This is a genomic window from Gardnerella sp. c23Ub_4 (assembly GCF_055804115.1).
In genome coordinates this window covers 1,013,831-1,037,701 of sequence record NZ_JANUYO010000001.1, presented here as the reverse complement: position 1 = coordinate 1,037,701, position 23,871 = coordinate 1,013,831, and the positions used below count along the sequence as shown (strand labels likewise).

15 protein-coding genes, 1 tRNA gene and 1 pseudogene are annotated in these 23,871 nt (G+C 39.2%); 8 read left to right on the top strand and 9 right to left on the bottom strand.

Annotated elements, in window-relative coordinates; translation table 11 throughout:
* Complete coding sequence (locus NYP67_RS04085; RefSeq protein ID WP_080573935.1) at positions 1–1,359, bottom strand: glutamate-5-semialdehyde dehydrogenase; 1,359 nt, start codon at positions 1,357–1,359, stop codon at positions 1–3.
* Positions 1,360–1,431: 72 nt separating this feature from the next.
* Here NYP67_RS04085 and thrC point away from each other — a divergent pair, with 72 nt between their 5' ends.
* Positions 1,432–2,949 (top strand): threonine synthase, encoded by a 1,518-nt coding sequence (gene thrC, locus NYP67_RS04080; RefSeq protein WP_473411202.1) that lies wholly within the window; start codon positions 1,432–1,434, stop codon positions 2,947–2,949.
* Between the two features lie 11 nt (positions 2,950–2,960).
* Here the strand turns inward: thrC and NYP67_RS04075 are convergent, their stop codons facing one another.
* The 7 genes from NYP67_RS04075 to NYP67_RS04045 all read right to left on the bottom strand — a co-directional run bounded on the left by NYP67_RS04075 (position 2,961) and on the right by NYP67_RS04045 (position 9,833).
* The gene (locus NYP67_RS04075; protein WP_018639213.1) at positions 2,961–3,671 is read right to left on the bottom strand and encodes a regulatory protein RecX; all 711 of its coding nucleotides are present in this window, start codon (positions 3,669–3,671) and stop codon (positions 2,961–2,963) included.
* 22 nt (positions 3,672–3,693) lie between these two features.
* Positions 3,694–4,851, bottom strand: a complete 1,158-nt coding sequence (recA, locus tag NYP67_RS04070; protein ID WP_018639211.1) for a recombinase RecA — start codon at positions 4,849–4,851, stop codon at positions 3,694–3,696.
* Between the two features lie 244 nt (positions 4,852–5,095).
* Positions 5,096–5,329 carry a DUF3046 domain-containing protein gene (locus NYP67_RS04065; protein WP_020973608.1) on the bottom strand — a complete coding sequence of 78 codons (234 nt, stop codon included), beginning with the start codon at positions 5,327–5,329 and terminating at the stop codon, positions 5,096–5,098.
* A complete protein-coding gene (locus NYP67_RS04060) occupies positions 5,316–6,056 on the bottom strand; it encodes a CinA family protein (RefSeq protein WP_101896580.1) in 741 nt (246 codons plus the stop codon). Before NYP67_RS04060 ends, NYP67_RS04065 begins: the two co-directional genes overlap by 14 nt.
* Before the next feature lie 4 nt (positions 6,057–6,060).
* On the bottom strand, positions 6,061–6,675 hold the full coding sequence (gene pgsA, locus NYP67_RS04055) for a CDP-diacylglycerol--glycerol-3-phosphate 3-phosphatidyltransferase (RefSeq protein WP_032815680.1): 615 nt from the start codon (positions 6,673–6,675) through the stop codon (positions 6,061–6,063).
* 125 nt (positions 6,676–6,800) lie between these two features.
* Complete coding sequence (locus tag NYP67_RS04050) at positions 6,801–9,518, bottom strand: DNA translocase FtsK (RefSeq protein ID WP_415695168.1); 2,718 nt, start codon at positions 9,516–9,518, stop codon at positions 6,801–6,803.
* 239 nt (positions 9,519–9,757) lie between these two features.
* A tRNA-His gene (locus NYP67_RS04045) sits at positions 9,758–9,833 on the bottom strand.
* Positions 9,834–9,965: 132 nt separating this feature from the next.
* Between NYP67_RS04045 and purT the strand changes: the two genes are divergently transcribed.
* The 6 genes from purT to purD all read left to right on the top strand — a co-directional run bounded on the left by purT (position 9,966) and on the right by purD (position 20,163).
* Positions 9,966–11,339: a formate-dependent phosphoribosylglycinamide formyltransferase gene (gene purT, locus NYP67_RS04040; RefSeq protein WP_415695167.1), complete on the top strand. Its 1,374-nt coding sequence runs from the start codon at positions 9,966–9,968 to the stop codon at positions 11,337–11,339.
* A 170-nt stretch (positions 11,340–11,509) separates the two neighbouring features.
* Positions 11,510–12,289, top strand: coding sequence for a phosphoribosylaminoimidazolesuccinocarboxamide synthase (gene purC / locus NYP67_RS04035; protein ID WP_004130757.1), 780 nt, complete (start codon positions 11,510–11,512; stop codon positions 12,287–12,289).
* Between the two features lie 125 nt (positions 12,290–12,414).
* Entirely contained in the window at positions 12,415–16,188 is a 3,774-nt protein-coding gene (locus tag NYP67_RS04030; protein WP_004133195.1) for a phosphoribosylformylglycinamidine synthase, read from the top strand.
* A 69-nt stretch (positions 16,189–16,257) separates the two neighbouring features.
* A complete protein-coding gene (purF, locus tag NYP67_RS04025) occupies positions 16,258–17,751 on the top strand; it encodes an amidophosphoribosyltransferase (protein WP_004133198.1) in 1,494 nt (497 codons plus the stop codon).
* A 67-nt stretch (positions 17,752–17,818) separates the two neighbouring features.
* Positions 17,819–18,853, top strand: a complete 1,035-nt coding sequence (purM, locus tag NYP67_RS04020) for a phosphoribosylformylglycinamidine cyclo-ligase (protein WP_004133199.1) — start codon at positions 17,819–17,821, stop codon at positions 18,851–18,853.
* Positions 18,854–18,885: 32 nt separating this feature from the next.
* Complete coding sequence (gene purD / locus NYP67_RS04015; RefSeq protein ID WP_004133201.1) at positions 18,886–20,163, top strand: phosphoribosylamine--glycine ligase; 1,278 nt, start codon at positions 18,886–18,888, stop codon at positions 20,161–20,163.
* Here purD and NYP67_RS04010 read toward each other — a convergent pair.
* Positions 20,160–22,196, bottom strand: a complete 2,037-nt coding sequence (locus tag NYP67_RS04010; RefSeq protein ID WP_004133203.1) for an LTA synthase family protein — start codon at positions 22,194–22,196, stop codon at positions 20,160–20,162. The genes purD and NYP67_RS04010 overlap by 4 nt on opposite strands.
* A gap of 294 nt (positions 22,197–22,490) precedes the next feature.
* On the opposite strand from NYP67_RS04010, the pseudogene NYP67_RS04005 reads away from it, so the two are divergent.
* Positions 22,491–23,869: pseudogene (locus tag NYP67_RS04005) on the top strand (alpha/beta hydrolase-fold protein).
* The last annotated feature ends 2 nt before the right edge of the window (positions 23,870–23,871 follow it).

Here is a 23,871-nt window from a genome sequence, read left to right as displayed (position 1 = left end):
TTAAGCCCTTATTTGTCCTTGACCGTAGCCAATCCACTTTGTAGTTGTCATCTCTACTAAGCCCATTGGCCCTCTTGCATGCAGCTTTTGAGTGGAAATTCCAAGCTCGGCTCCAAAACCAAATTCGCCGCCGTCTGTAAACCTTGTTGAAGCATTTACCATAACAACCGCACTGTCTATTGACGAAACAAACTCGTTAATCGTTAAGTAGTCTTGCGCAATAATCGTTTCCGTGTGACCCGTTGAATATTTTGAAATATGATTAATGGCATCTTTAACACCATCTACAACTTTTACTCCGATTTGCAAAGACAAGTATTCTGTAGACCAATCTTCATTATTTGCATGCTCTAATTTAATACCACTTATATTTGCGGATGATAAGATATTGTATGATTCTTCATCAGCATGAATTAAAACATTACGATTCGCTAATTCACTTGCAACTTTTGGAAGAAAATCTTTAGCAATGCTTCGATCTACAAGTAATTTTTCTGCAGCATTACAAACTCCGACTCGTTGAGTTTTTGCGTTTATAATAATCGGAATTGCTTGACTAAAGTTTGCTGTTTTATCTACATAAATGTGAACGTTTCCAGCGCCAGTTTCTATGACTGGAACTGTTGATTCTTTAACAACTGCCGCGATTAGATTTGCGCTTCCTCTAGGAACAAGAACATCAATATGACCATGTGCGTGCATCATTGATGTTGCACCGCTTCTACCTAAATCATCAACAGATTCTATAAGATTTTCACTTACACCAAAATCTTTTAAGACTTGCTTTAACACGCTAACAGTTGCACGATTTGTGCATTCGGCTGCGCTTCCGCCTCTTAAAATTACAGCATTTGAAGATTTTACGCACAAAGATGCAACGTCAACAGTTACATTTGGTCTAGCTTCGTAAATCATTCCCATTACGCCGATTGGCACTCTTACTTGAGAAAGTCTAATACCATTTTCCAGCGTGTACCCTCTAACAATTTGGCCAACAGGATCTTGTAATTGCGCTATTTTTCTAACACTTTGAGCTGATTTAACTATTCTTTCTTTGTTAAACACAAGTCTGTCTAGTTTTCCAGCGTCCATACCATTTTTTTGAGCTTTTTCTAAATCTTGCTTATTTGCTTTTTCAATAAAGTCTGCATTATTTTCAAGAGAATCAGCAATAGCGATTAAAAGCTTGTTCTTAAAAGTGGCATTAGCTTTAGCAAATTCTCTTTGTGCAATTCGCGCATCATCTGCTCTAGAAAAAACAATAGAATCTGTAGAGTCCCCATGCTCTTTAGAACTATTGACTTGCTCACTATTATGCGTTTCGTCAAACTTTGTATTGAGATTAATCATATTGAACATATTAGCAATAGCAGTGCTTAGGCTCCAACGCTTCGGGTATTATGTATAACAATTGACACAAATGGAGGAATCATGGCAGAAAACACTACGAATACAGTTATGTTTCATAGCACTAGGTCTAACTCTAAAACCTATACGTCGAAACAAGCTATTCGTAGGGGCATAGCCGAAGACGGTGGCCTGTTTGTTACGGATTGCCTTGGTGAAACTCGCTACAATATTTCTAATCTTGTTGGAAAATCTTATAAGCAAATTGCTAAAGATGTTCTTCAAATCCTCCTTCCAGATTTTACTTCTAACGAGCTTAATGAGTGCGTTGAAAATGCTTATGGAGATCAATGGGAAGATTGCGAGATTACTCCATTAAAGCAGCTTGGCACTAACAATGATTTTGTTTTAGAGCTTTTCCACGGTCCTACTTGCGCTTTTAAAGATGTTGCTTTGCAAATTTTGCCACAATTTATTAGACACTCAAAAAATGCTTCTGACTCTAGCCAAAACGTTATGATTCTTACTGCTACTTCGGGAGATACTGGCAAAGCTGCATTAGCTGGCTTTGCAAACGTTGAAGGCACTTCTATGGTTACATTTTACCCAGAAGGTAAAGTAAGTAAAGTTCAAGAATTGCAAATGACAACTCAAAGCGGAAACAACGTAAAAGTTTGCGCTGTTAGAGGTAATTTTGACGACACTCAAAGCAGCGTTAAGCAAATTTTTACTAACGATTCAATCAATGAATCGATTAAGAATAACAATAATGCTTTGCTTTCTTCTGCTAATTCGATTAATATAGGCAGACTTATTCCTCAAGTTGTTTACTACTTCTACGCTTATTCTAAGCTTGTTGAACGCGGATCTATAAAGCTTGGAGACGAAGTGGAATTTTGCGTTCCAAGTGGCAATTTTGGCAATATTCTTGCTGGATATTATGCAAAAATGCTTGGTCTTCCTATAAAGCACTTGATTGTTGCAAGCAATAGCAATAATGTTTTGTTTGACTTTTTGGTTAGCGGAACATATAACAAGATTCGACCTTTCCATCAAACGGTTGCGCCTTCTATGGATATTCTTGTTTCTTCTAATTTGGAACGCATGCTTTACTACATGTGCAATAAAGATACGCGACTTTTGCAAATGCTTATGAGCGATTTGCAACAATGGGGAGCTTTTGAAGTACCAGAAGACGTGCTTTCTAAAATTCGAGAACTTTTTGGATGCGGATGGGCAAACGAGGATCAAATTCGCGATTCCATAAAAGAATGCTGGAATAAGCATAATTATGTTATTGACCCACATACTGCTTGTGGATACTTTGTTATGAGCCATATTCCTCATGATCCTAGTGTTCCTCGCATTCTTTTAAGCACTGCAAGCCCGTATAAGTTCCCTAGAGTTGTCTGCGAATCCTTAGGCTTAAATGTTGAAGGATTAGATGATTTTGCTTGCATGGATTTGCTAGAAAGCAAAACTTCTACAAGCGCTCCTAAAATGCTTAGCGAGCTTAAGAATAAAGCAGCTAGATTTAACGATGTTATTAACGTTGAAGATATGCCAGATTACGTTCTTAAGTGCGCTAACGAAATCTGCTAAGTCCTAATAGTTTAAGACTTAAACAAAGCATAATATACTTCGTTTAACGTGTTTAAATCGTGGCCTTTTCTAGCTCCTGCAGAGAAGAATCTTCGCCTTCTAACATCTGGTTCTAGATTTCTTGTTCGCTGTGCTACCTTTTTGCCCAAATCCCATGCACTTTGCTCAAAAACACCGTTTTCTCTAGCATCTTGCAAAGATGAGGTTATTATTGCAGAAGCAACTCCCTTTTTTTGCAACTCCATGCGAGTTGCACGTTCTCCTAATGTTCTACTTGAGCATGAGCGTATAACAGATTGAGCATATTGTTCATCATCAATCAAGTGCAAATCTTCTAAACGAATTATTACAGATTCAACAATATTCTCTCTATAACCCTTATCTATAAGCCTATTTTTTAAGTCGTTTGAAGACCTTGCAGCATAATCTAACATTCTTAAAGCACACTCTTTGCAACTATCAAAGTCGCATGCTTTTTTAGAGTCTACTTTTTTAACAGCTTTATTATTAAAAGAGTTATACTTTTGCAATCTATAAGACGAATGGCATGAGTTTTCTTCGCAATCACCTATTTCAACACTATTCTCTGAATAATGTGAATTAACAGCTTCTAAACTACAATCATCTTCTACACACACATTCTTGTTTTTAACATCATTTTTGTTAAAAACAGAAGCATCTACGGGTTTATGATTGCGAAGAAAACTCTCAACACTAATCATCTATCAGTCTTCTCATCTATCACTATTTATTCTTGGAATCTTTACTAGAAGCATCTGAGTTATTTTCTGCATTAGAATTCGACTTTGCTTTTTCGCTATCGTCTTCATCTTCTACTTCAACAAATTGATCTTCTGGCTTCATTAGCCCAAAAGCAACTTTTACTTTATCGCTAATTTCTTCCGTAATAGCAGGATTATCTTTAAGGAATTGACGCACGTTTTCTCTACCTTGACCAAGCTGTTCACCCTCATACGTAAACCAAGAACCAGACTTTTTAATAACGTCACACTGTACAGCCATATCAATTACAGAGCCTTCAGTAGATATTCCTTCTCCATAAAGAACATCAAATTCAGCTGTTTTGAAAGGAGGAGCCATTTTATTCTTAACAATCTTTACTTTAGTTCGATTGCCAACAGCTTCTTCTCCGTTTTTAATAGTAGAAACACGCCTAATATCCATTCGAACAGACGAATAGAATTTAAGAGCTTTACCACCTGTAGTTGTTTCTGGATTACCAAAGAACACACCGATTTTTTCTCGAAGCTGATTAATAAAGATTGCTGTTGTTCCAGCTTGAGACAAAGCTCCTGTCATCTTTCTTAAAGCCTGGCTCATTAAGCGAGCTTGCAAGCCAACATGGCTATCTCCCATGTCTCCGTCAATTTCGGCTTTTGGAACAAGCGCTGCTACAGAATCAACAACTATAACATCTAAAGCGCCAGATCGAATAAGCATATCCGCAATCTCTAAAGCTTGCTCACCATTATCTGGCTGAGAAACAATAAGAGAATCTGTATCTACACCTAATTTACGCGCATAAACTGGATCTAACGCATGCTCAGCATCAATAAACGCTGCAACTCCGCCATTCTTTTGAGCATTAGCAACAATGTGCAAAGCTAACGTTGTTTTACCAGAAGATTCAGGACCATAAACCTCTACAATACGCCCACGAGGAACGCCACCAATTCCCAAAGCCATGTCTAGAGCTAAGGAACCAGTAGGAATAACCTCAACGTCTTGCAGTGGCTTATCTCCTAATCGCATTGCAGAACCCTTGCCATATTGTTTTTCAACATTTGCAAGAGCCATCTCTAGCGCTGCTTTTCTACGTGGATCTGCCTTGTCGGCATCAATAAGACGATCCACAGCACCCTTTTTTGTTTGTTGTGCCATATTTATTACTCCTTTCGCATGCCGATGTATTGATGACCATACTCAATACATGATGCCCGTGCAAGCGTTTTAGAGCAATGTGGTTAAAGGCTATTTTCCAATAACCAGTAGGCACTTACACGCTGCAAGAAGACCAACAATTAAATATTATACACCATAAACGAACATTTGTTCGATATGCGTGTTGGCTTGAAATTCCAACAAAAACGCATACACGCAATCAAATTAAAAAATAAAATAACCCTTATTTTGCTGGAAGTGGCGGAGCATTATGGTCTTTACCCCAACGCTTGCTATCTGGAATATTCATGTGATCACATAAAACATTCCAAACAATTCTAGGCTCCACGCCAGCATCAATCGCCTCGCGCGCGCTCATACCATCAAGCTTTTGCAGCTCTTGGTCTTTAGCAATACTCCTACCAAATTCTCTACCGAAAACTTCTTCAAGAAGCTCCCAAAATTCACGTTCGCGCATAAAAAATCCAATCTTCAAAAATAAGAGCATAGAAAATCCTAATTAGCGCGCTAACAACACCAATACGAACGTCTTTTCTATCTCCAGAAATATTTAGTTGAGCGCAAAGCGTAAAACCGTGGTCAACTGAATAAGTAGAACATCTACTTAAAGAAAGATTGCTTATTTTGCCACATTTACACTCAAAAATACGATCTTTAATATTGTTAATTTTTAGCGAAACTAAATCAAAATCAAGCGAAGAACAGCGCTTTGAAGCAACATTTGGAATAAAAATTCCAACGTAAGCCAATCCTTGCGGCTTTAAGCCATCGGAGCCAGGGCCCGCAACGCCAGTAGTAGACAATCCAATAACAGGAAAATCTGCGCTATCAACATCTTTACTAGAATCCATGCAATCGTATTGCCACTTTGCGCCGCTATACAATCTTGCGCAACCAAACGCCATTTGCTTTGCAACACTAGGCTCTACAGCACCGCAAGTTTTAAGCAAATCAGAATCCACGCCAAGAATCTTAGATTTTTCGCGAATATCGTAAGTAACAGCCGAGCCAAGAAAAACCTTTGAGGCTCCAGGAATATTTACAAACGAATCCGCAAGAAGTCCTCCTGTTAAAGATTCTGCACAAGAAATATGCAAAGAATTATTCACACAAAAATCGAGAATCTTACTTGCGAAAGCATCCGTAGAAGAATCCGTAGAAGCACTTGCCAAATAGTCGCACATTTTACTATCGCTTAAACGCACCGCGCACGTAAAGGAATCCAGAATAAAGCGCAAAACCAAGAGCAATGCCTATAAAACCGTAGCAAAGCGAGTAATAGCACACAACCCAAACAGAAACATTGTAAGCGCAAAATATTGGAACAATAGGCGCAAGCAACATTGAAATTCCAACAGATTGAGAAAGTGTCTTATACTTTCCTGCCCAAGATGCTGCAATAACTTTTCCGCCTTTATCTATAACGTAAAAACGCAAAACAGTAATGCCTATTTCTCTAAGAATAAACAGTAGAGTAATCCACCAATAAAGCTCGCCAAAAGCAGAAGCAATAATAAGAGCAGAAAGTATTAAAAGCTTATCGGCAATAGGATCTAAGAGTTTTCCAAGCTCTGTAACTTGATTATATTTTCTAGCCATCCAACCGTCTAATTTATCTGTTGAAGCTGCGATTATAAACATTGCAAACGCAGCCCAGCGAACCGAAGTAGAAGCATAGCCCCAAGGCCCAGAGATAAGATACAAAACGATGAATACAACAGAAAGAGCTATTCTTATGTAAGTCACAATGTTTGGAGCACAATTCCAACCTTCTAGCAACTTAGACTTACCATTTTGCAACATCGTTAATACCTCCATAACCGCTACACAAATATGGTATAGCAAACGCAAAACTTAATTTAACAACAATCCTTTAGCAATGCTTTAACAATACTTAATTCAAAGTGCTTAATTATGCTTAATTATGCTTAATTCAAAGAATCAGACTCGCCTTTAATAAAAGCTAATACTTTAGGCAAATCTTGCGGTTGAACAAGAACCTCACGCGCTTTAGAGCCTTCCGAAGGCCCAACAACGCCACGCGATTCAAGCAAATCCATAAGTCTGCCTGCCTTAGAAAAACCAACACGAAGTTTTCGTTGAAGCATAGACGTAGATCCAAATTGCGCACCAACAACAAGCTCGGCAGCTTGAAGAAGCTCATCCATATCGTCGCCAATATCTGTTGTTTTAGCTTGAATTTGAGCCTGTTCGTCTGCTTTTGCAGCCATTTGCTCAATGTCTTCCCTGTATTTTGGCTTTCGCTGAGTTCTAACATATTCTACAGCTTTGCGAATTTCCGATTCGCTAACCCAAGAGCCCTGAACTCGCTGAGGCTTAGCAGCACCCATTGGAAGGAACAACGCATCTCCTTGACCAATCAAAGTTTCCGCGCCAACAGTGTCTAAAATAACGCGCGAATCCGTAGCAGAAGACGTAGCAAAAGCCAAACGAGATGGAATATTCGCCTTAATTAAGCCAGTTACAACATCAACAGACGGTCGCTGAGTTGCAAGAACCAAATGCACGCCTGCAGCACGAGCAAGCTGAGTAATGCGCTGAATAGAACTTTCAACGTCGTTTTTTGCAACCATCATCAAATCAGCCATCTCGTCTACAACAACAAGCAAATACGGGTATGGAGCAACTTTTCTCTCGGAGCCTTTTGGAGCATGAACCTTGCCTTCGCGCACGGCCTTGTTAAAGTCTTTAACATGACGGAAACCAAAGAATTGCAAGTCGTCATAGCGCGAGTCCATCTCTTTAACAACCCATTCAAGAGCTTGAGCTGCCTTCTTAGGGTCTGTAATAATCGGAGTTAGCAAATGCGGAATCCCAGCATATGCAGAAAGCTCTACTCGCTTTGGATCTACCAAAATCATGCGAACCTGCTCTGGAGTAGAACGCATAATAATAGAAGTTAGCATAGAGTTTATAAAGCTTGACTTTCCAGAGCCAGTAGCACCAGCAACAAGAAGATGCGGCATTTTATCTAGAGCAGCAGTTACAAAATGACCCTCAACGTCTTTACCAACTCCAGTGAGCATAGGATTTGAATCCTGGCGAGCTTTATCTGACCTTAAAACATCTCCAAGGTTTACAATCTCTCGATCTACGTTTGGAATCTCTATACCAATCGCAGACTTGCCTGGAATTGGAGACAAAATACGCACATCTGTGCTTGCTACAGCGTATGCAATATTTTTTTGAAGATTTGTGACTTTTTCAACTTTTACTCCAGGCCCCAACTCAACTTCGTATTGAGTAACAGAAGGACCCCTCAAAAAGCCAATAACTTTTGCATCCACTTCAAACTGTTCAAACGTAGAAGTTAGCGCACGAATTACGCGATCATTTGCAGGAGTTCTAGTTGCGTGCGGTTTTCCGTGAACAAGAATGTTCAAATCTGGCAATCTGTACGGCTCTTCGCTGTACTCACTTGAAGAATCGTTAGAATCGTTTTCATTATTGGCGTTGCTCGCACTATTTTCATCATTTTCTTGCGATGACCTATATTGATCCAACTGTTGACCAGGCATTTTACTCCATGGATCATTGCTATATTGCGATTCGCCACTAATTGGCGCTTTTGGAAATTCGTCAATATACATTTGACCAGAAGACGGCAAAGAATTAGCGCCATGAGTGCCATTAGAAACACCATTAGAACCAACAACACGCGGATGATTACTTTGATTCTGATCTTCTTGCGGGTCCGATTTAGAGCCATAGTCTTCAATAGAGTCACCATCTTGACTTGGCTTAGAAGAAGCGCTAAGAAAAGCATCATCTCCAGCATACGCATCTAAAAGTTCGCTATTGCTATCCTTCTTTTTAGAGCCGAACATAGAATTAAAAATCTTAGAGATTATTGAATTGTGCAAATCTTTACGCGATTTTTCCGATTCACTAGAATCATGAGTTGGAACGCCTTCTACGAACTCAAGATTATCGCTGCTATTACTCGAATTTTCATCATCTGTATTCTCTAAGTCTTGATTATTCTTTGACTTTTTAGAGAAAATAGATGAAACAAATTGAGTCACATCTTCAACATGTAATTTAAGAATCATTAAAATAGCAAAAATTGCAATAATAACAAAAATTGTAAGAGCAAAAATCCTAGATAATCCCCAGGCCAAAGGAGAACCTAAGAAGAATCCTAATAATCCGCCAGATTTTTGCAAATCATCTATATTAAATTCTTGATTTTTGCTTGCAATCAAAATGTCTAAAATTGAGCAAATTGACCATAGAAGAAGAACAAAACCACCTACAACACGAGGATTTCCAGATTTAGCACCACTATTTCGCATAAGCCTAATAGCAACCGCACTAAGCCACACTGGCAAAACAACGCTCATAATTCCAAAAACCGCGGAAGATAAAGAGTGCAACGCAACACCTAAGAATCCGCTAACTCTAAACCATTCAGATGCGCAAAAAAGAACAGCAAGAATAAGTATTACAAAGCACAATCCATCTCTACGGTATGCCTCATCGTATTGCCCAACTCCAAAAAGCGAGCGAACTGCTTTGCCAATAACACGCGGAACAAAAAGCAGAGCAGACTCCCAAAATGGCTCATTAGTCTGCGCTTTAGACTGCTTACCACCATTGTTTGGCATATAAATCGCTCCTCTCATAAAATGCGCGTACAAAAACCGCTAACAACTAACAAGCTAATCGCCAGCAATCATTCACATTAAGTACAAACACCAACCGAATTATTTAAAATTATTCAATCAATATTATCAAATTAATAGCTTTACTTATTCTACTCCAAAGCATGCTAACAAAATAAACGTGTTTGAACACAAAAACAAGACGAAACAGAAAGCCATACAGAGTAAAAAAAAAATCGGCCGAAAAACAGCCGATTAAGTGGGGTGGCTAACGCGGCTTGAACGCGCGACCTTCTGAACCACAATCAGATGCTCTACCGACTGAGCTATAGCCACCATTACAGCGCGAAACCCTTCGGGAATCGCACAACAGAGGAATACTATACACGATTTTTCTAATTTGCGCTACCCTTGCGATTTTCGGCGCGTCGCACAAAATACGACGTTACTTAATGACACAATAAGACTATGAGTTTTTTGCAAAAATCAAATGCAACTAGCATGCTCAATGAGCAAGCAGAACATTGGAAAAGCGTTGAAAATAATCACACTTTTGGCATTCTAAATTCGGCGTCACACACAACAAAAGCTCTTCTTCTAGGGTCTGGAGAGCTTGGAAAAGAAATCGCTATAGAGCTTATAAGACTTGGTATTAAAGTATTTGCTGCAGATAGTTATGCGAATGCTCCAGCAATGCAAATTGCGCAAGAAAATCGCGTTTTAGACATGAGCGATTCTAAAAAATTGCAAGAACTAATAAACAACATAAACCCGAACATAATAATCCCAGAAGTTGAAGCAATATCAACCGAAGTATTAAAAGACGTTGTTAAAAACAAAAAAATTCAAGTTGTTCCAAGCTCTAGTATCACTTCGATTGCAATGAATCGCGAAGCTTTGCGAAAAATCGCCCACGAAAAAATTGGTTTGCCTACTACACCATATTGTTTTGCTTCAAGCTACAAAGAGTTAGAAGAAGGAGCAAAAATCGTAGGTTATCCATGCGTAGTAAAACCAATTATGAGTTCTTCTGGTCATGGTCAATCTATTGTAAAAGATCCTAAAAATCTTGAAGATGCCTGGTATGAAGCACAAAATGGAAGAAGATCTAAGCATAAAACGCAAAGCTTGCAGAGTGAATATAATGAAAATAATGAAGATATATCTCGCGTAATAGTGGAAGCACTTGCTCCTTTAGATTACGAGTTAACGGTTTTAACAGTGTGCTCAAGCGCTGGAATAATAACATGCGAGCCTATTGCACAATGCCAAGAAAACGGCGACTACAGGCAATCATGGCAACCAGCAAACATATCGGAAAATGTTAGAGAATCCGCTCAAAATATTGCAAAAAAAGCCGTAGAAGGTTTAAGCAAAATAGCAAAAGAGAATGGGGAAACTGGTTGGGGCATTTACGGAGTTGAACTCTTTGTTCTTAAAAACGGCGACTTGCTTTTTAACGAACTATCCCCTAGACCGCACGACACTGGCATGGTAACAATGATTTCGCAATACTACAGCGAGTTTGCTTTGCATGTTTTAGCCATTTTAGGTGTTCCAATCACACAAAAGCATACTGCTCTTTGCTTAAAAGATAACGAAGTTGCATTAAGCCACGCACTTGTTGTGCAAGGAAACGGAGCTGTAGGATTTACAAATCTTGCGCAAGCATTAGATGAAGAAGATTGCACAAGATGCGATATACGAATTTTTGGAAAACCAGAAGTTCACGGCTCAAGACGAATGGGTGTTATTTTGACAGTATCGAACAGCGTAAATGACGCAAAATCTTGTGCGACACGCATTGCAAGCAAATTACACACAGTAGAACTGCCATCGTAGAACGCTGAAAAGTCAAGGTTTTTACTACTTTTATTAGACAAAAAATCAAAAAATAATACAAATAAAATGTAGGTAACAATTGTTAGTCTAATCTTGCTGGCGGTTGAATAAACCTTCAAATAATGATGGTTTGCAACACTCAGCCATGGATACAACGGAGAGGCACGTCAATGGAAAAACTTGACAAGTTGTATGAAGGCAAAGCAAAGAAATTGTATGCCACGAGTAACGATAACGTTCTGTGGGTTCAATACATGAATCAAGCTACAGCTGGCAATGGTCTTAAAAAGGCTCAAATTGCTGGAAAAGGAAGCTTAAATAATCAAATCACTTCTCTACTGTTCAATCTTCTTAAAGCTCGTGGAGTTAAAAGCCATTTTCTTGGCAGAATCTCGAATACCGAACAGCTTGTAAAGCGCATGAAGATGTTTCCTCTAGAAATAATAATGCGAAACACGGCTGCTGGTTCTTTTGCAAAACGATATGCAGTTAAAGAAGGAACTGCCCTAAAAAAGCCTCTTTTGGAGTTTTGCGTAAAATCAGACGATCTTGGTGATCCTTTTATTAACCCAGAAGGCGTTGTGGCTTTGGGTCTTGCTAGTGAAAGCGAAATGGCAGAAATTACAAAGCAAGCTCACGCTGTAAACAATGCACTTTTGGATATTTTCAACAAAATCGACGTTCAACTCGTTGACTTTAAGATTGAAGAAGGCGTTGATGCGCAAGGAAATATTCTTCTTGCAGACGAGATAACGCCAGATACGTGCCGACTTTGGGATAAGCGCAATACAAGCTCCGAAGTAAGTCATTTAGATAAAGACTTGTTCAGACGCGATTTAGGAGACATAATTCCAGCCTACGAAGAAATATTCTCGAGGCTTAAATCTCTTGCGCAAAGCGAAGGAGTAAACTTCGACGAAGTTAATCCAAACGATTGTGCTGAACAATGATTTTAATGTGGCTCGCATCTTTTAGGTGCGAGCCACGCGCGTTCTTAAACAAATAAAATAAAACAAATAAAAAAAAAATAGCCAAACACAAATAGCCAAAACTACAATTGCAAGGCAGGTTCACCGTGGTATTTCGCGTTTATGTTGAAAAACAATCTGGTTTCGATATAAAAGCCCAACATCTTAATCACGAGCTTAAAGAGATTCTTGGTATTGATTCTCTAAAATCCACGCGCATAATCAACAGGTATGATGTAGAAGGAATATCTAAAGATCTTTTTAACACTGCTGTTAAAACGGTTTTTAGCGAGCCTACAGTAGACAACACTTACGACTACTTGCCTATTAGCACAAATGAACATGTTGTTGCTATAGAGTTCCTTCCTGGCCAGTTTGATCAGCGCGCGCAATCCGCAAGCGAATGCGTACAAATGATTAGCCAGGGAGAATGCCCTAAAGTTAGAACTGCTCAAATTCTTGCTTTTAACGGCAATTTGTCTAAAGAAGAACTTGACTCAATTAAACACTACGTTATTAATCCAGTAGAAGCTCGCGAAGCATCGCTAGATAGTGTTGATACGCTTAAAAGCGAGGCGATTGTTCCAGCGAACGTAGAAGTATTAGACGGATTTAACGATTTAGATTCCAACGGCTTGCAAAAATTCATTGATGATCGCGCGCTAGCAATGGACTTGGCTGATGCTAAATTCTGCCAAGACTATTTTAGAAGCGAAAATCGCAATCCAACTATTACAGAAATAAAAGTAATAGACACGTATTGGTCCGACCATTGCCGCCATACTACTTTTGGAACGCATTTTGAAAACGTTCAAATAGATGACGAGCAAGTAAAAGATGCATTTAATCGTTATCTTAAATTACGAGAAGAGCTTAACCGCACAAATAAGCCGATTTGTCTCATGGACATGGCCACTATTGGCGCAAAGTATTTGAAGCATACAGGAAAGCTTAAAAACTTAGACGAATCCGAAGAAATCAATGCGTGCACAGTAAAAGTAAAAGTTGACGTTAACGGTCACGATGAAGACTGGCTGTTTTTGTTCAAAAACGAAACGCATAATCATCCTACAGAAATCGAACCTTTTGGCGGCGCTGCAACTTGCATTGGCGGATGCATTCGAGATCCTCTTTCGGGACGCTCCTACGTATATCAAGCAATGCGCGTAACTGGAGCAGCCGACCCTAGAACGCCTATTAGCGAAACTTTAGAAGGAAAACTATCTCAACGAAAAATCGTAACGTCTGCAGCTGCAGGCTACTCGTCTTACGGAAATCAAATTGGATTAGCAACAGGCGAAGTACACGAGATTTACCACCCAGGATATGTTGCAAAACGAATGGAAGTTGGCGCGGTTGTAGCAGCTACCCCAGCAGACCATGTTAGAAGAGAAACACCTGAGCCAGGAGATGTGATTATTCTTCTAGGCGGCAGAACTGGAAGAGACGGAATTGGCGGAGCAACTGGAGCTTCTAAAGCCCAAGACGCAGATAGCATTGAAGAATGCGGAGCAGAAGTTCAAAAAGGAAACGCACCTATTGAACGCAAGTTGCAAAGACTTTTTAGACGCAAAGACGCATGCCGTCTTATTAAGCGTTGCAACGATTTTGGCGCTGGTGGCGTAAGCGTTGCAACTGGAGAAATCGCAGATGGCTTGATTATTAACTTAGACAAGGTGTCTAAAAAATACGAAGGTCTTGATGGCACTGAGCTTGCGATTTCTGAATCTCAAGAGCGAATGGCAGTTGATGTTTCTGCAAGCAATGCAGACGAATTTTTGAGCTACGCACGTCAAGAAAATTTGGAAGCGCAAATTGTAGCTACAGTTACAAAAGAAGCTCGAATGAAAATGACTTGGCGAGGAAAAACAATTGTTGATCTAAGCCGCGAATTCCTAGCTTCTAATGGCGCTCCAAAAACACAAGATATTCACGTTGAAAATGGCAAAAAATATGCTACAAAGTGGCAAGACGAAAGTGGAGTTTACTCTGGCAAGTCTTTAGCTGAGCGCATTAAAAATCTTGTTTCTAACATAAACGTCTGCTCAAACAAAGGCCTTAGCGAAATGTTTGACTCCACTATTGGAGCCGCAACAGTTCTTATGCCATTTGGCGGCCGCAGACAGCTAACTCCAGCACAATCGATGAGCGCAAAATTCCCAGTATTTGGCGAAACAAACACAGCTTCTGCAATGTCTTGGGGATTTAACCCATACATTATGGAAAAGAATCAATTTACGGGAGCATACATATCGGTTGTAGAATCTTTGGCAAAGCTTGTAGCAAGTGGTTTTACAATCAAAAACGCTTATTTAAGCCTTCAAGAATATTTTGGCAAACCGCAAAATGTTCCAGAAAGATGGGGAAAGCCTACTGCAGCAATTCTTGGCGCTTTAAGCGCACAAATTGATTTTGGTGTTGGCGCGATTGGCGGTAAAGACTCTATGAGCGGAAGCTTTGAAAATCTTGATGTTCCACCAACGCTTATATCGTTTGCTGTTTCTACAGGAGACGCGCGAAATGTTGTTTCTCCAGAATTCAAAAAAACCAATAGTAATATCCTAAGAATATTGCCTAAATATAAGGAAGATGGAATCACGCCTAACGCTCAAAGCTTCTTAGAGGCGATTAGGATTGTTGAAAATCTTACTTCAAACAAGCGCGCACTAGCAATTAGCACTCCAGGTTTTGGAGCTAGCGCAGAAAGCTTGTTTAAGATGACTTTGGGCAACCATATTGGATTAAAGCTTAACGACTCTGTTAAAACAGACGACTTGTTTAAGTCTAGATACGGAACTTTCTTTGTAGAAGTGGAAGAAGATTTTAACGTTGACGATTTTTCAAGCAAGTTTAGCGAGGATCTTGTAAACGTTGAAGTTATTGGACAAACGTGCAATGAATTTAAGCTTTATGCTTGCAACGAAATCATTAGTTTAGATGACTTACAGGAAGATTGGGAAAGTCCACTAGAGGGCATTTTCCCATATAGAGGTAAAGGAAGCGCAGTTCGCGAAATAAATTCCACTAATCGCAAGCCTGTTAGAAATCATATGAAATCTAATAGAAGAACGCCATTGAGTAAGCCACGCGTAATCATTCCAGTTTTCCCTGGAAACAATTGCGAATACGACACTCAAGCAGCGTTTAAAAAAGCTGGAGCAGAATGCAAAACGCTTATAATCAATAATTTAAGCGCTGATGATGTTGTAGAATCCGCAAAAGAGCTTGTTAAAGAGATTAATAAAAGCCAAATTGTTATGATTCCTGGCGGCTTCTCTGGAGGCGATGAGCCAGACGGTTCTGCCAAGTTTATAACGGCATTCTTTAGAAACCCTGCCGTTAGTGACTCTGTTCGCGATTTACTAAACAATCGCGATGGCTTAATGCTTGGTATTTGCAACGGCTTCCAGGCTCTTATTAAGCTAGGTCTTGTTCCATTCGGAGATATTGTTCCAATGGATGCAGAATGCCCAACTTTAACGTTTAACACTCTTGGAAGGCATCAAAGCAAGATTGTTAGAACTCGCGTTGCATCTAATCTTTCTCCTTGGCTTTCAAATTGCAAAGTTGGCGATGTTCATAGTGTTGCAATATCTCATGGCGAGGGACGATTCGTAGCATTACCAAAAGTTATGGATACTCTTATACAAAACGGCCAAATTGCAACGCAATATGTTGATAGCAATGGCGTTCCAAGCATGAACCTTAAAGTAAATCCAAACGGTTCGCTTATGGCTGTAGAAGGAATCACTAGCCCAGATGGAAGAGTATTCGGAAAAATGGGTCATTGCGAGCGCAGCGGTAACGGTTTGTACGTAAATATTCCTGATTTTAGAACACAAAACATTTTTAGCGCTGGAGTTGAATACTTTACGTCATGATTTGGGATTGTGTGTTTAATTATTCTAATCAAAATATTTATTGCGATTTTGAAAATATAGGGGGTGCGAATGTCTGCTGAGCTTGAAGGAGTTCACGAAGAATGTGGCGTTTTTGGAGTGTGGGGTCATTCCGATGCCGCAAGACTTACCTACTTTGGCTTGCACGCATTGCAACATAGAGGACAAGAAGGTGCTGGAATAGTTGCCAACGATAATGGTCATCTTAAAGGATACAGAAACTTAGGTCTTTTAACTAAAGTTTTTGCAAACGAAGACATTATGAAGCATCTTACTGGAAACAGCGCGATTGGACACGTTCGTTACGCTACTGCTGGATCTGGAAGTGTTGAGAACATTCAACCTTTTTTGTTTTCTTTCCATGATGGAGATGTTGCTTTAGGGCATAATGGCAATCTTACTAATTGCACGACTCTTAGAAATAAGCTAGAGGATTGCGGAGCTATTTTCCACTCTAACTCCGATACAGAAGTTTTGATGCATCTTATTAGAAGGTCGAACAAAACTTCGTTTATGGATAAGCTTAAAGATGCGCTGTTAACTGTTCATGGCGGTTTTGCATACTTGCTTCTTACAGAAGACGCGCTTATTGGAGCAACGGATCCTAATGGTTTTAGGCCACTTAGTCTAGGAAGAATGAGTAATGGTGCTTACGTTCTTGCATCGGAAACTTGCGCTTTAGATATTGTTAGCGCGGAGTTTATTAGAGACATTGAGCCTGGCGAAATAATCGTTATTAATAACGATGGATACAAGATTGAGTGTTATGCAAAAAATATTCAGCACGCTGTTTGCTCAATGGAGTTTATCTATTTTGCTCGCCCGGATTCTAACATATACGGCATTAATGTTCATTCTGCGAGAAAACGCATGGGAGCACGCTTAGCTAAAGAGTCTCCTGTAGACGCAGATATGGTGATTGGCGTGCCTAATTCTTCGCTTTCTGCAGCTGCAGGATACTCCGAAACAAGTGGAATCCCTAACGAGATGGGTTTGATTAAAAATCAATATGTTGCTCGCACTTTTATTCAGCCAACGCAAGAGCTTAGAGAACAAGGCGTTCGCATGAAGCTTTCGGCTGTTAGAGGTGTTGTTAAGGGAAAGCGCGTAATTGTTATTGACGATTCAATCGTTCGCGGAACAACGTCTAAGAGGATTGTTCGTCTTCTTAGAGAAGCGGGCGCTAAAGAGGTTCATATGCGAATCTCTTCGCCTCCTCTTAAATACCCGTGCTTCTACGGAATCGATATTCAAACAACTAAAGAGCTTATTGCAGCTAAACATTCTGTTGAGCAAATTCGCGAGTATATTGGCGCTGACTCTTTAGCATTCTTATCTTTAGACGGTCTTGTTGAGTCTATTGGGTTAAATAAGCCTGCTCCGTACGGAGGATTATGCGTAGCGTATTTTAATGGCGACTACCCTACTGCTTTAGATGACTACCGAGATGAATTCTTAGCTTCGCTTTCTAAAGAAGACAAGGAAGTTTTAGAGAATATTAAAAAGAATAGTAAATATAATTTTTGCGATTCAAACTGCGATTAAACTTCGACTAAACACTTAAAACACTTAAACACTTAAACACTTAAAACAAACACGAAAGGATTCTTAAATGCCAAACGCATATGAACAAGCTGGCGTTAGCGTAGAAGCTGGCTACGAGGTTGTGCGAAGAATAAAATCCCACGTAAATCGCACAAAAAGACCAGGCGTTATGGGCGGAATTGGCGGTTTTGGCGGCCTATTTGATTTAGCAAGCCTTGGATACAAAGACCCAGTGCTAATTTCTGGAACAGACGGAGTTGGCACAAAGCTTATGATTGCGCAAATGATGCAAAAGCATAATACGATTGGCGTTGATTGCGTAGCAATGTGCGTAAACGACATTGCAGCTCAAGGCGCACAGCCTCTGTTCTTCCTTGATTACATTGCTTGCGGAAAAAACAATCCAGAAATACTCGAGCAAGTGGTTTCTGGCGTTGCAGACGGATGCATTCAGGCAGAATCTGGCTTAATTGGCGGAGAGACTGCAGAAATGCCTGGAATGTACGACGAAGACGAGTACGATCTTGCGGGATTTGCTGTAGGAGTTGCAGAAAGAGAAAACATTGTTGACGGCTCTAAAATCACGCCTGGAGACGTTCTTATAGGACTTGCATCTTCGGGAGTGCACTCAAACGGATTCTCACTTGTTAGAAAAGCGCTTTTTGACATAGCTAATTACAACGTAAATAGTAAGCCAGAAGAATTGTGCGGCAAATCTATTGGCGAAGTTCTTTTAGAGCCTACAAAAATCTACGTTAAAGCATTAAAACCGCTTTTTGCTAATCATCTTATTAAAGGCGTAGCTCATATTACAGGTGGCGGTTTTATAGAAAATGTTCCACGCATGTACGCTGACGATTTGGCTGCAAAAATTGACACGTCGAGCTGGAGCATTCCACCTATTTTCAGCGTTATTGAAAAAGCTGGAAAAGTTCCTCACGCAGAAATGTTCAATGTTTTTAACATGGGAATCGGAATGATATTAGCAATTGATGCAAATAAAGCCGATGAAGCTATGCAAATCCTTAAAAACAATAATGAACAAGCGTATGTTATTGGCAAAATGATTAAGCGCGAAAACGTTGCAGTTGAGTTGTTATAATTCACAAAATCTTAAAGCATAAAGGATTAAAGATGAAAGTTTTAGTTGTAGGCTCAGGCGCACGCGAACACGCAATCGCAGTTGCATTTTTAGCAAGTAAAAGCGTTAGCGAAGTCACAGTTGCTCCTGGAAACCCAGGCATGATTAAAAGCGGAATCAAAATTGAAAACATTAGCGAATCGGATCACAACGCTTTAATCGAATTTGTTAAGAACAACAACTACGACTTTGCTTTTATTGGCCCCGAAGTGCCTCTTATGAATGGCATTGTTGACGATTTTGAAGCGAATGGAATACCAGCATTTGGTCCAAACAAAGCGGCTGCGCAAATTGAAGGCTCTAAGGATTTTGCAAAGCAACTTATGCAAAGGCACAATATTCCAACAGCCGCCTACCAAACATTTAGCGAGCTAGAACCAGCGATTGAATACGTTAAAAAGCAAGGCGCGCCAATTGTTATTAAAGCAGACGGCTTGGCTGCTGGAAAAGGCGTAACAGTAGCAACAAGCGTTGATGAGGCGCTCGCAGCTTTAGACGATATTTTTGTAGACCACCGTTTTGGCAAAGCTGGAGCAAAAGTTGTTATTGAAGAGTTTCTAGAAGGCGAAGAATTCTCATTAATGAGTTTTGCTAACGGAACAGATTTTTGGGTTATGCCAATTTCTCAAGATCATAAGCGCGCTCATGATGGTGATACTGGCCCAAACACTGGCGGCATGGGAGCTTATAGCCCTGTTCCGCAAATCAGCGATTACGTTGTAAAACAAGCGATTGATAAAATCGTGCGCCCAACTTTGCAAGCTCTTGCAAGCGAAGGTACGCCTTTTACAGGAGTTTTGTACGCTGGATTGATTAACACATCGCATGGCGCAAAAGTCATAGAATTTAACGCTCGTTTTGGAGACCCAGAAACAGAGGTTGTTCTTCCAAGACTTACTAGCGACTTTGGCGAAGCCATTTTTAACATCTTGCATGGCAAAGAGCCAACATTTACTTGGGCTAAAAATGGCATAACTCTCGGCGTTGTGTTAGCAAGCAAAGGATACCCTGGAAAACTTGTTACAGGAACACCTTTGCCACAAATCACTCTTAATAGTGCAGATCAAAATGTTTACTATTCCGGTGTTAAATTAGACGAAAAAAATAATCTTGTAACGTCTTCTGGAAGAGTGGCACTTTTGCAAGTAAATGGCAAAGATATTAAAGATGCTCAATCAAAAGCCTATAGCATATTAGACAATCTTAATCTTTCTAACATGTTTTATAGGCACGACATTGCGTCTAAAGCACTTAAAGCATTGAAAAATTAAAAACCAAGAAAGTTTGTGTTTTTAAGATAATGCTTTCCAGCTGTAATATCGTATTGAATCAAACGGTAATCATGCAATAATTGCTTAGTTTCTTTGTTCATACTACTAGCAATCATTGGCTTTCCGCTTGGATTCAAGTAAATTGGCTGGCCTTGCGGAATCCTATCCCACCCCTGAATCTTATTTACTACAGGAGGTTCCATTGCACTAATCTTTTCGTGCAATCTTGTAAGGAATGCAAGATATGGCGAAACTTTAGAATTTGTGTGAGATGCCACTTGAGATATAAAGAAGTTTGGAGAAGAATAATAGTCCCTAATTTTGTTTGGAGCTTTATTATTTTCTCTTGCCTTTTTATTTGACCAAATAAAGTAATCAGTTAGATGCAAATCAAGAGAATTATTCTCATCGTCGCTAGCAGTACTATATATTCCAGGAAGATGATCACCATAAAATACAACAGTCACTGGCTTATTTATAGAATCTAAATCATTTAAGAACGCTTGAGTTGCTTTATCGGTGTAATTCACTCCCTTAGCGTATGTTTCAATCGAAGATATTTCCGAGCTTCCAAGCTTTGGCGAGCCAGGCTTTGAACTAGCCTTAAAATCATTGTTCTTATACCAATTCCTAAATGGCATATGATTTTGCATTGTGACTATTTGCACAAATTGGTTATTTTTACCAGAAGCGATTTTTTCAAACGCGCTTTTATACGCAGACTCGTCGCAAACATAAGGCGATTTATCAAGCATATTTTTGTGCGCAATAACATTAGGAGCTTCTAGCGAGTAGAACTTACTAAAACCAAACTTCTTATAGTTTGTTGAGCGCAAGTACATACTCGGCTCATACGGGTGGAATGCTATGGAATTAGATTCACTCCCCCAATACCTGTTAATTGTAGGAGTCCAAGAAGAATTTGGAACAAGTTGCTGATACGGGCTTGTAAGAGATGAGTTAAAGTTCACCATGCTCAATCCCGTAAGAGACATGTATTCAAGGTTTGCAGTTCCTCCGCCGTAGCCAGAAGAAAGCATTAATCCACTATCCGTTTTCTCTTTCACAGAACTTATAAACGGCATTGGATTCTTATTTAGTTGCAATCCAGGAACTCTTATTGGATTAGAGAATGATTCCGAAAGCACATAAACAACAGTATTATCGGAGATTTTTGATTTTCTAGAAGCGTTTATTTTCTTTGCTTCATTATTGTATTTTTCTAGCAAAGCGCTCATAGTTCGCTCACTGTAATCCGCAGGCTTATCCATAACCTTTGGGTTTACTTGCCTTAAAAATGCCACTAATGCGCCGTTTCTTTGAGCGTCGTAAACGGAGTCCCACATTGATGGCGTGTCTCCCATAAACTTAGCAAAATTGTTTGCGCTAGAATCAACAGTTCCAACTGTGCAAATATACCATCCAAAAGTCGCTAATAATGCTATTAAAGTTACAACACGAACCAAAATTGAAGTTCTTAAATTTGAAATAATAACAATTTTTCCATGATTAACATCTAGAACATGCAATAAAAGCGCAATAACCCAAGTTATTAGAACAGCAACAATAGAGCTAAAAATAACAGCATTTGCGTTGTCTGGAAGAAAAGATGCGATATTTCCAGTATTACTTTTTAAAAAGTTTAAGTCAGCTGGAAGAATCGTTTCGTATCGAACATTCACTTTCATATATTCAATAACAGAAACAATTATAGATGCGCTAATCAAAATAGCAGACGTAATCCAAAAACGATTTATGATTATTAGCAAAATACCATAAATCAACGCAAGAATAAGAAGATTAAGCACAAAAACAAAATTAAGCTTAAGCCACATTTTTGAGATTATGTTCCAAGCGCTTGCCGAAAGTGATGAAGTCATTTCTACTCGACCAGAACGCTGTACAGAAAGCTGCACAATCATAACCATTATTGCGCAAAAAGCAACAAACATAACGGAGTACGTCCAACGAGCAAACCTAATCTTAAAACGCTCAAATTGCTTAAAAATTGTAAGAGAATTGCTTAATGGCAATTTTGCACCCTTCTGATTTACGCCTAATGTTTAATGCATATTACGTTTATTACGTTCTTAACGCATGTATGTGTACGCATCCATTTACACATATATCTTAAGTATCGCTATCGTCATACAAAACAACCGTATAAAACTATGCATATTCATACTTTTGATGTATTGTAATATGTTCTATAGCATTTATCATTATAATAGATGACAAAATATAGAAAATTTTAAGGATTATATACTATATTTGCAATGGTTGTGTTTGTTATCTTCAATCTAGCGAGGTTTTAAGGAACAGTAAGAATGAAGCAATTTATTGCCACAATTAACTTAATGCACGGCATTCTACCTATAAGCATATTCGCAATATCTGGATTATGCTTAGCTGTTCTTTTAATTACAAAACCTAAAAAGTCTAAGTATTTTTCAAAACTCTTAACTCAATTAGGCTCAGCATTTTTATTTGCCATTATTTTTGGATTCATAACTTGGCTAATATCCGACGTTTTTCTTGTGTTTGGCGTAAGTCTTGGATGGCTTGTGATTTTTTCGATTGCAGGAGGATTTGCTGCCGTAGGCTTTGCTCTAAGTGCTGCAATAATTTCTAAAGGATGCAGAAGAGCTTTCGCTATTTTTTCGATTATCTTATTTGTTTTAGCAACAATGATTCGCGTAAATATGATTTACGGAGAATACACAACTATTGGATCTGTTTTTGGATTAGGAAATTACCCAAAGCTAGAAGAGCATAATAAACACAATGCCATTATGGAGATTAAAGATTGGAACTCACTAGCAGATCAGAAAAAACTGCCTAAAATGCCATCCAAAGGCATTAGCCGCTCTGTTAGAATTCCTGCAACACAATCAAACTTCCGCGCTAGAATCGCAAACGTGTATCTTCCTCCAGCTGCGCTAACAAAATTTGCTCCAAAACTTCCTGTAATGGTTCTTCTTTCTGGACAGCCAGGAAGCCCTAATAGACTATTTGCTGCAAGCGAAATAGTGAACACTTTAGATGCTTACGCTAAAAAACACAATGGTTTAGCTCCGATTGTTGTTTCCCAGACCAAAATGGCACTTCAACGCACAATTCACTTTGTGCAAACACAAAGGTTTATGGGAATGCTCAAACGTACCTAGCTAAAGATGTTGTTAGCTGGATTCGCAAAAATCTTCCTGTAAGCACAAATCCAGCACTTTGGCTTATGGGAGGATTTTCTCAAGGTGGAACTTGTGCAACTCAAATAGTTCCAGCATATCCAAAGTTATTTGGAAACATGTATTCTGCTGGCGGAGAATTAGAGCCAACTTACAAGAATAAAAACGAAACAATAAACCGCTATTTTAACGGAAATCGCAAGGAATACGAAAAACATATTCCAGCAAACATAATGAGAAAAAACGCTCCATTAAATCAAAATTATTATTCAATAGCAGGAGCATGGGATCCAAAATCACAAATAAACCAATCCACTATTGCTGTGGCAGCACACAAAGCTGGAATAAGCGTTATAACAATGATTTCTAAGGGCTCAGGCCACGATTGGCATACGGTTCAAAGCGGATTAAAGGTTGCTATTGATCATCTTTGTAAAGACGCTGGAATAGCAAAACATGATCCGGATTTAAGCTCTTATAGCAATATTCAAGTGGTTGTTAATCAGAAGGTGAGGCGGTAAGC

Excerpts from the sequence above, each read along its gene's own strand:
- purT (WP_415695167.1), top strand. The coding sequence starts at position 9,966 with ATGAGTTTTTTGCAAAAATCAAATGCAACTAGCATGCTCAATGAGCAA.
- NYP67_RS04075 (WP_018639213.1), bottom strand. The coding sequence starts at position 3,671 with ATGATTAGTGTTGAGAGTTTTCTTCGCAATCATAAACCCGTAGATGCT.
- purC (WP_004130757.1), top strand. The coding sequence starts at position 11,510 with ATGGAAAAACTTGACAAGTTGTATGAAGGCAAAGCAAAGAAATTGTAT.
- NYP67_RS04050 (WP_415695168.1), bottom strand. The coding sequence starts at position 9,518 with ATGAGAGGAGCGATTTATATGCCAAACAATGGTGGTAAGCAGTCTAAA.
- NYP67_RS04085 (WP_080573935.1), bottom strand. The coding sequence starts at position 1,359 with ATGTTCAATATGATTAATCTCAATACAAAGTTTGACGAAACGCATAAT.
- NYP67_RS04060 (WP_101896580.1), bottom strand. The coding sequence starts at position 6,056 with ATGTGCGACTATTTGGCAAGTGCTTCTACGGATTCTTCTACGGATGCT.
- recA (WP_018639211.1), bottom strand. The coding sequence starts at position 4,851 with ATGGCACAACAAACAAAAAAGGGTGCTGTGGATCGTCTTATTGATGCC.
- purF (WP_004133198.1), top strand. The coding sequence starts at position 16,258 with ATGTCTGCTGAGCTTGAAGGAGTTCACGAAGAATGTGGCGTTTTTGGA.
- thrC (WP_473411202.1), top strand. The coding sequence starts at position 1,432 with ATGGCAGAAAACACTACGAATACAGTTATGTTTCATAGCACTAGGTCT.
- purM (WP_004133199.1), top strand. The coding sequence starts at position 17,819 with ATGCCAAACGCATATGAACAAGCTGGCGTTAGCGTAGAAGCTGGCTAC.
- NYP67_RS04065 (WP_020973608.1), bottom strand. The coding sequence starts at position 5,329 with ATGCGCGAACGTGAATTTTGGGAGCTTCTTGAAGAAGTTTTCGGTAGA.
- pgsA (WP_032815680.1), bottom strand. The coding sequence starts at position 6,675 with ATGTTGCAAAATGGTAAGTCTAAGTTGCTAGAAGGTTGGAATTGTGCT.
- purD (WP_004133201.1), top strand. The coding sequence starts at position 18,886 with ATGAAAGTTTTAGTTGTAGGCTCAGGCGCACGCGAACACGCAATCGCA.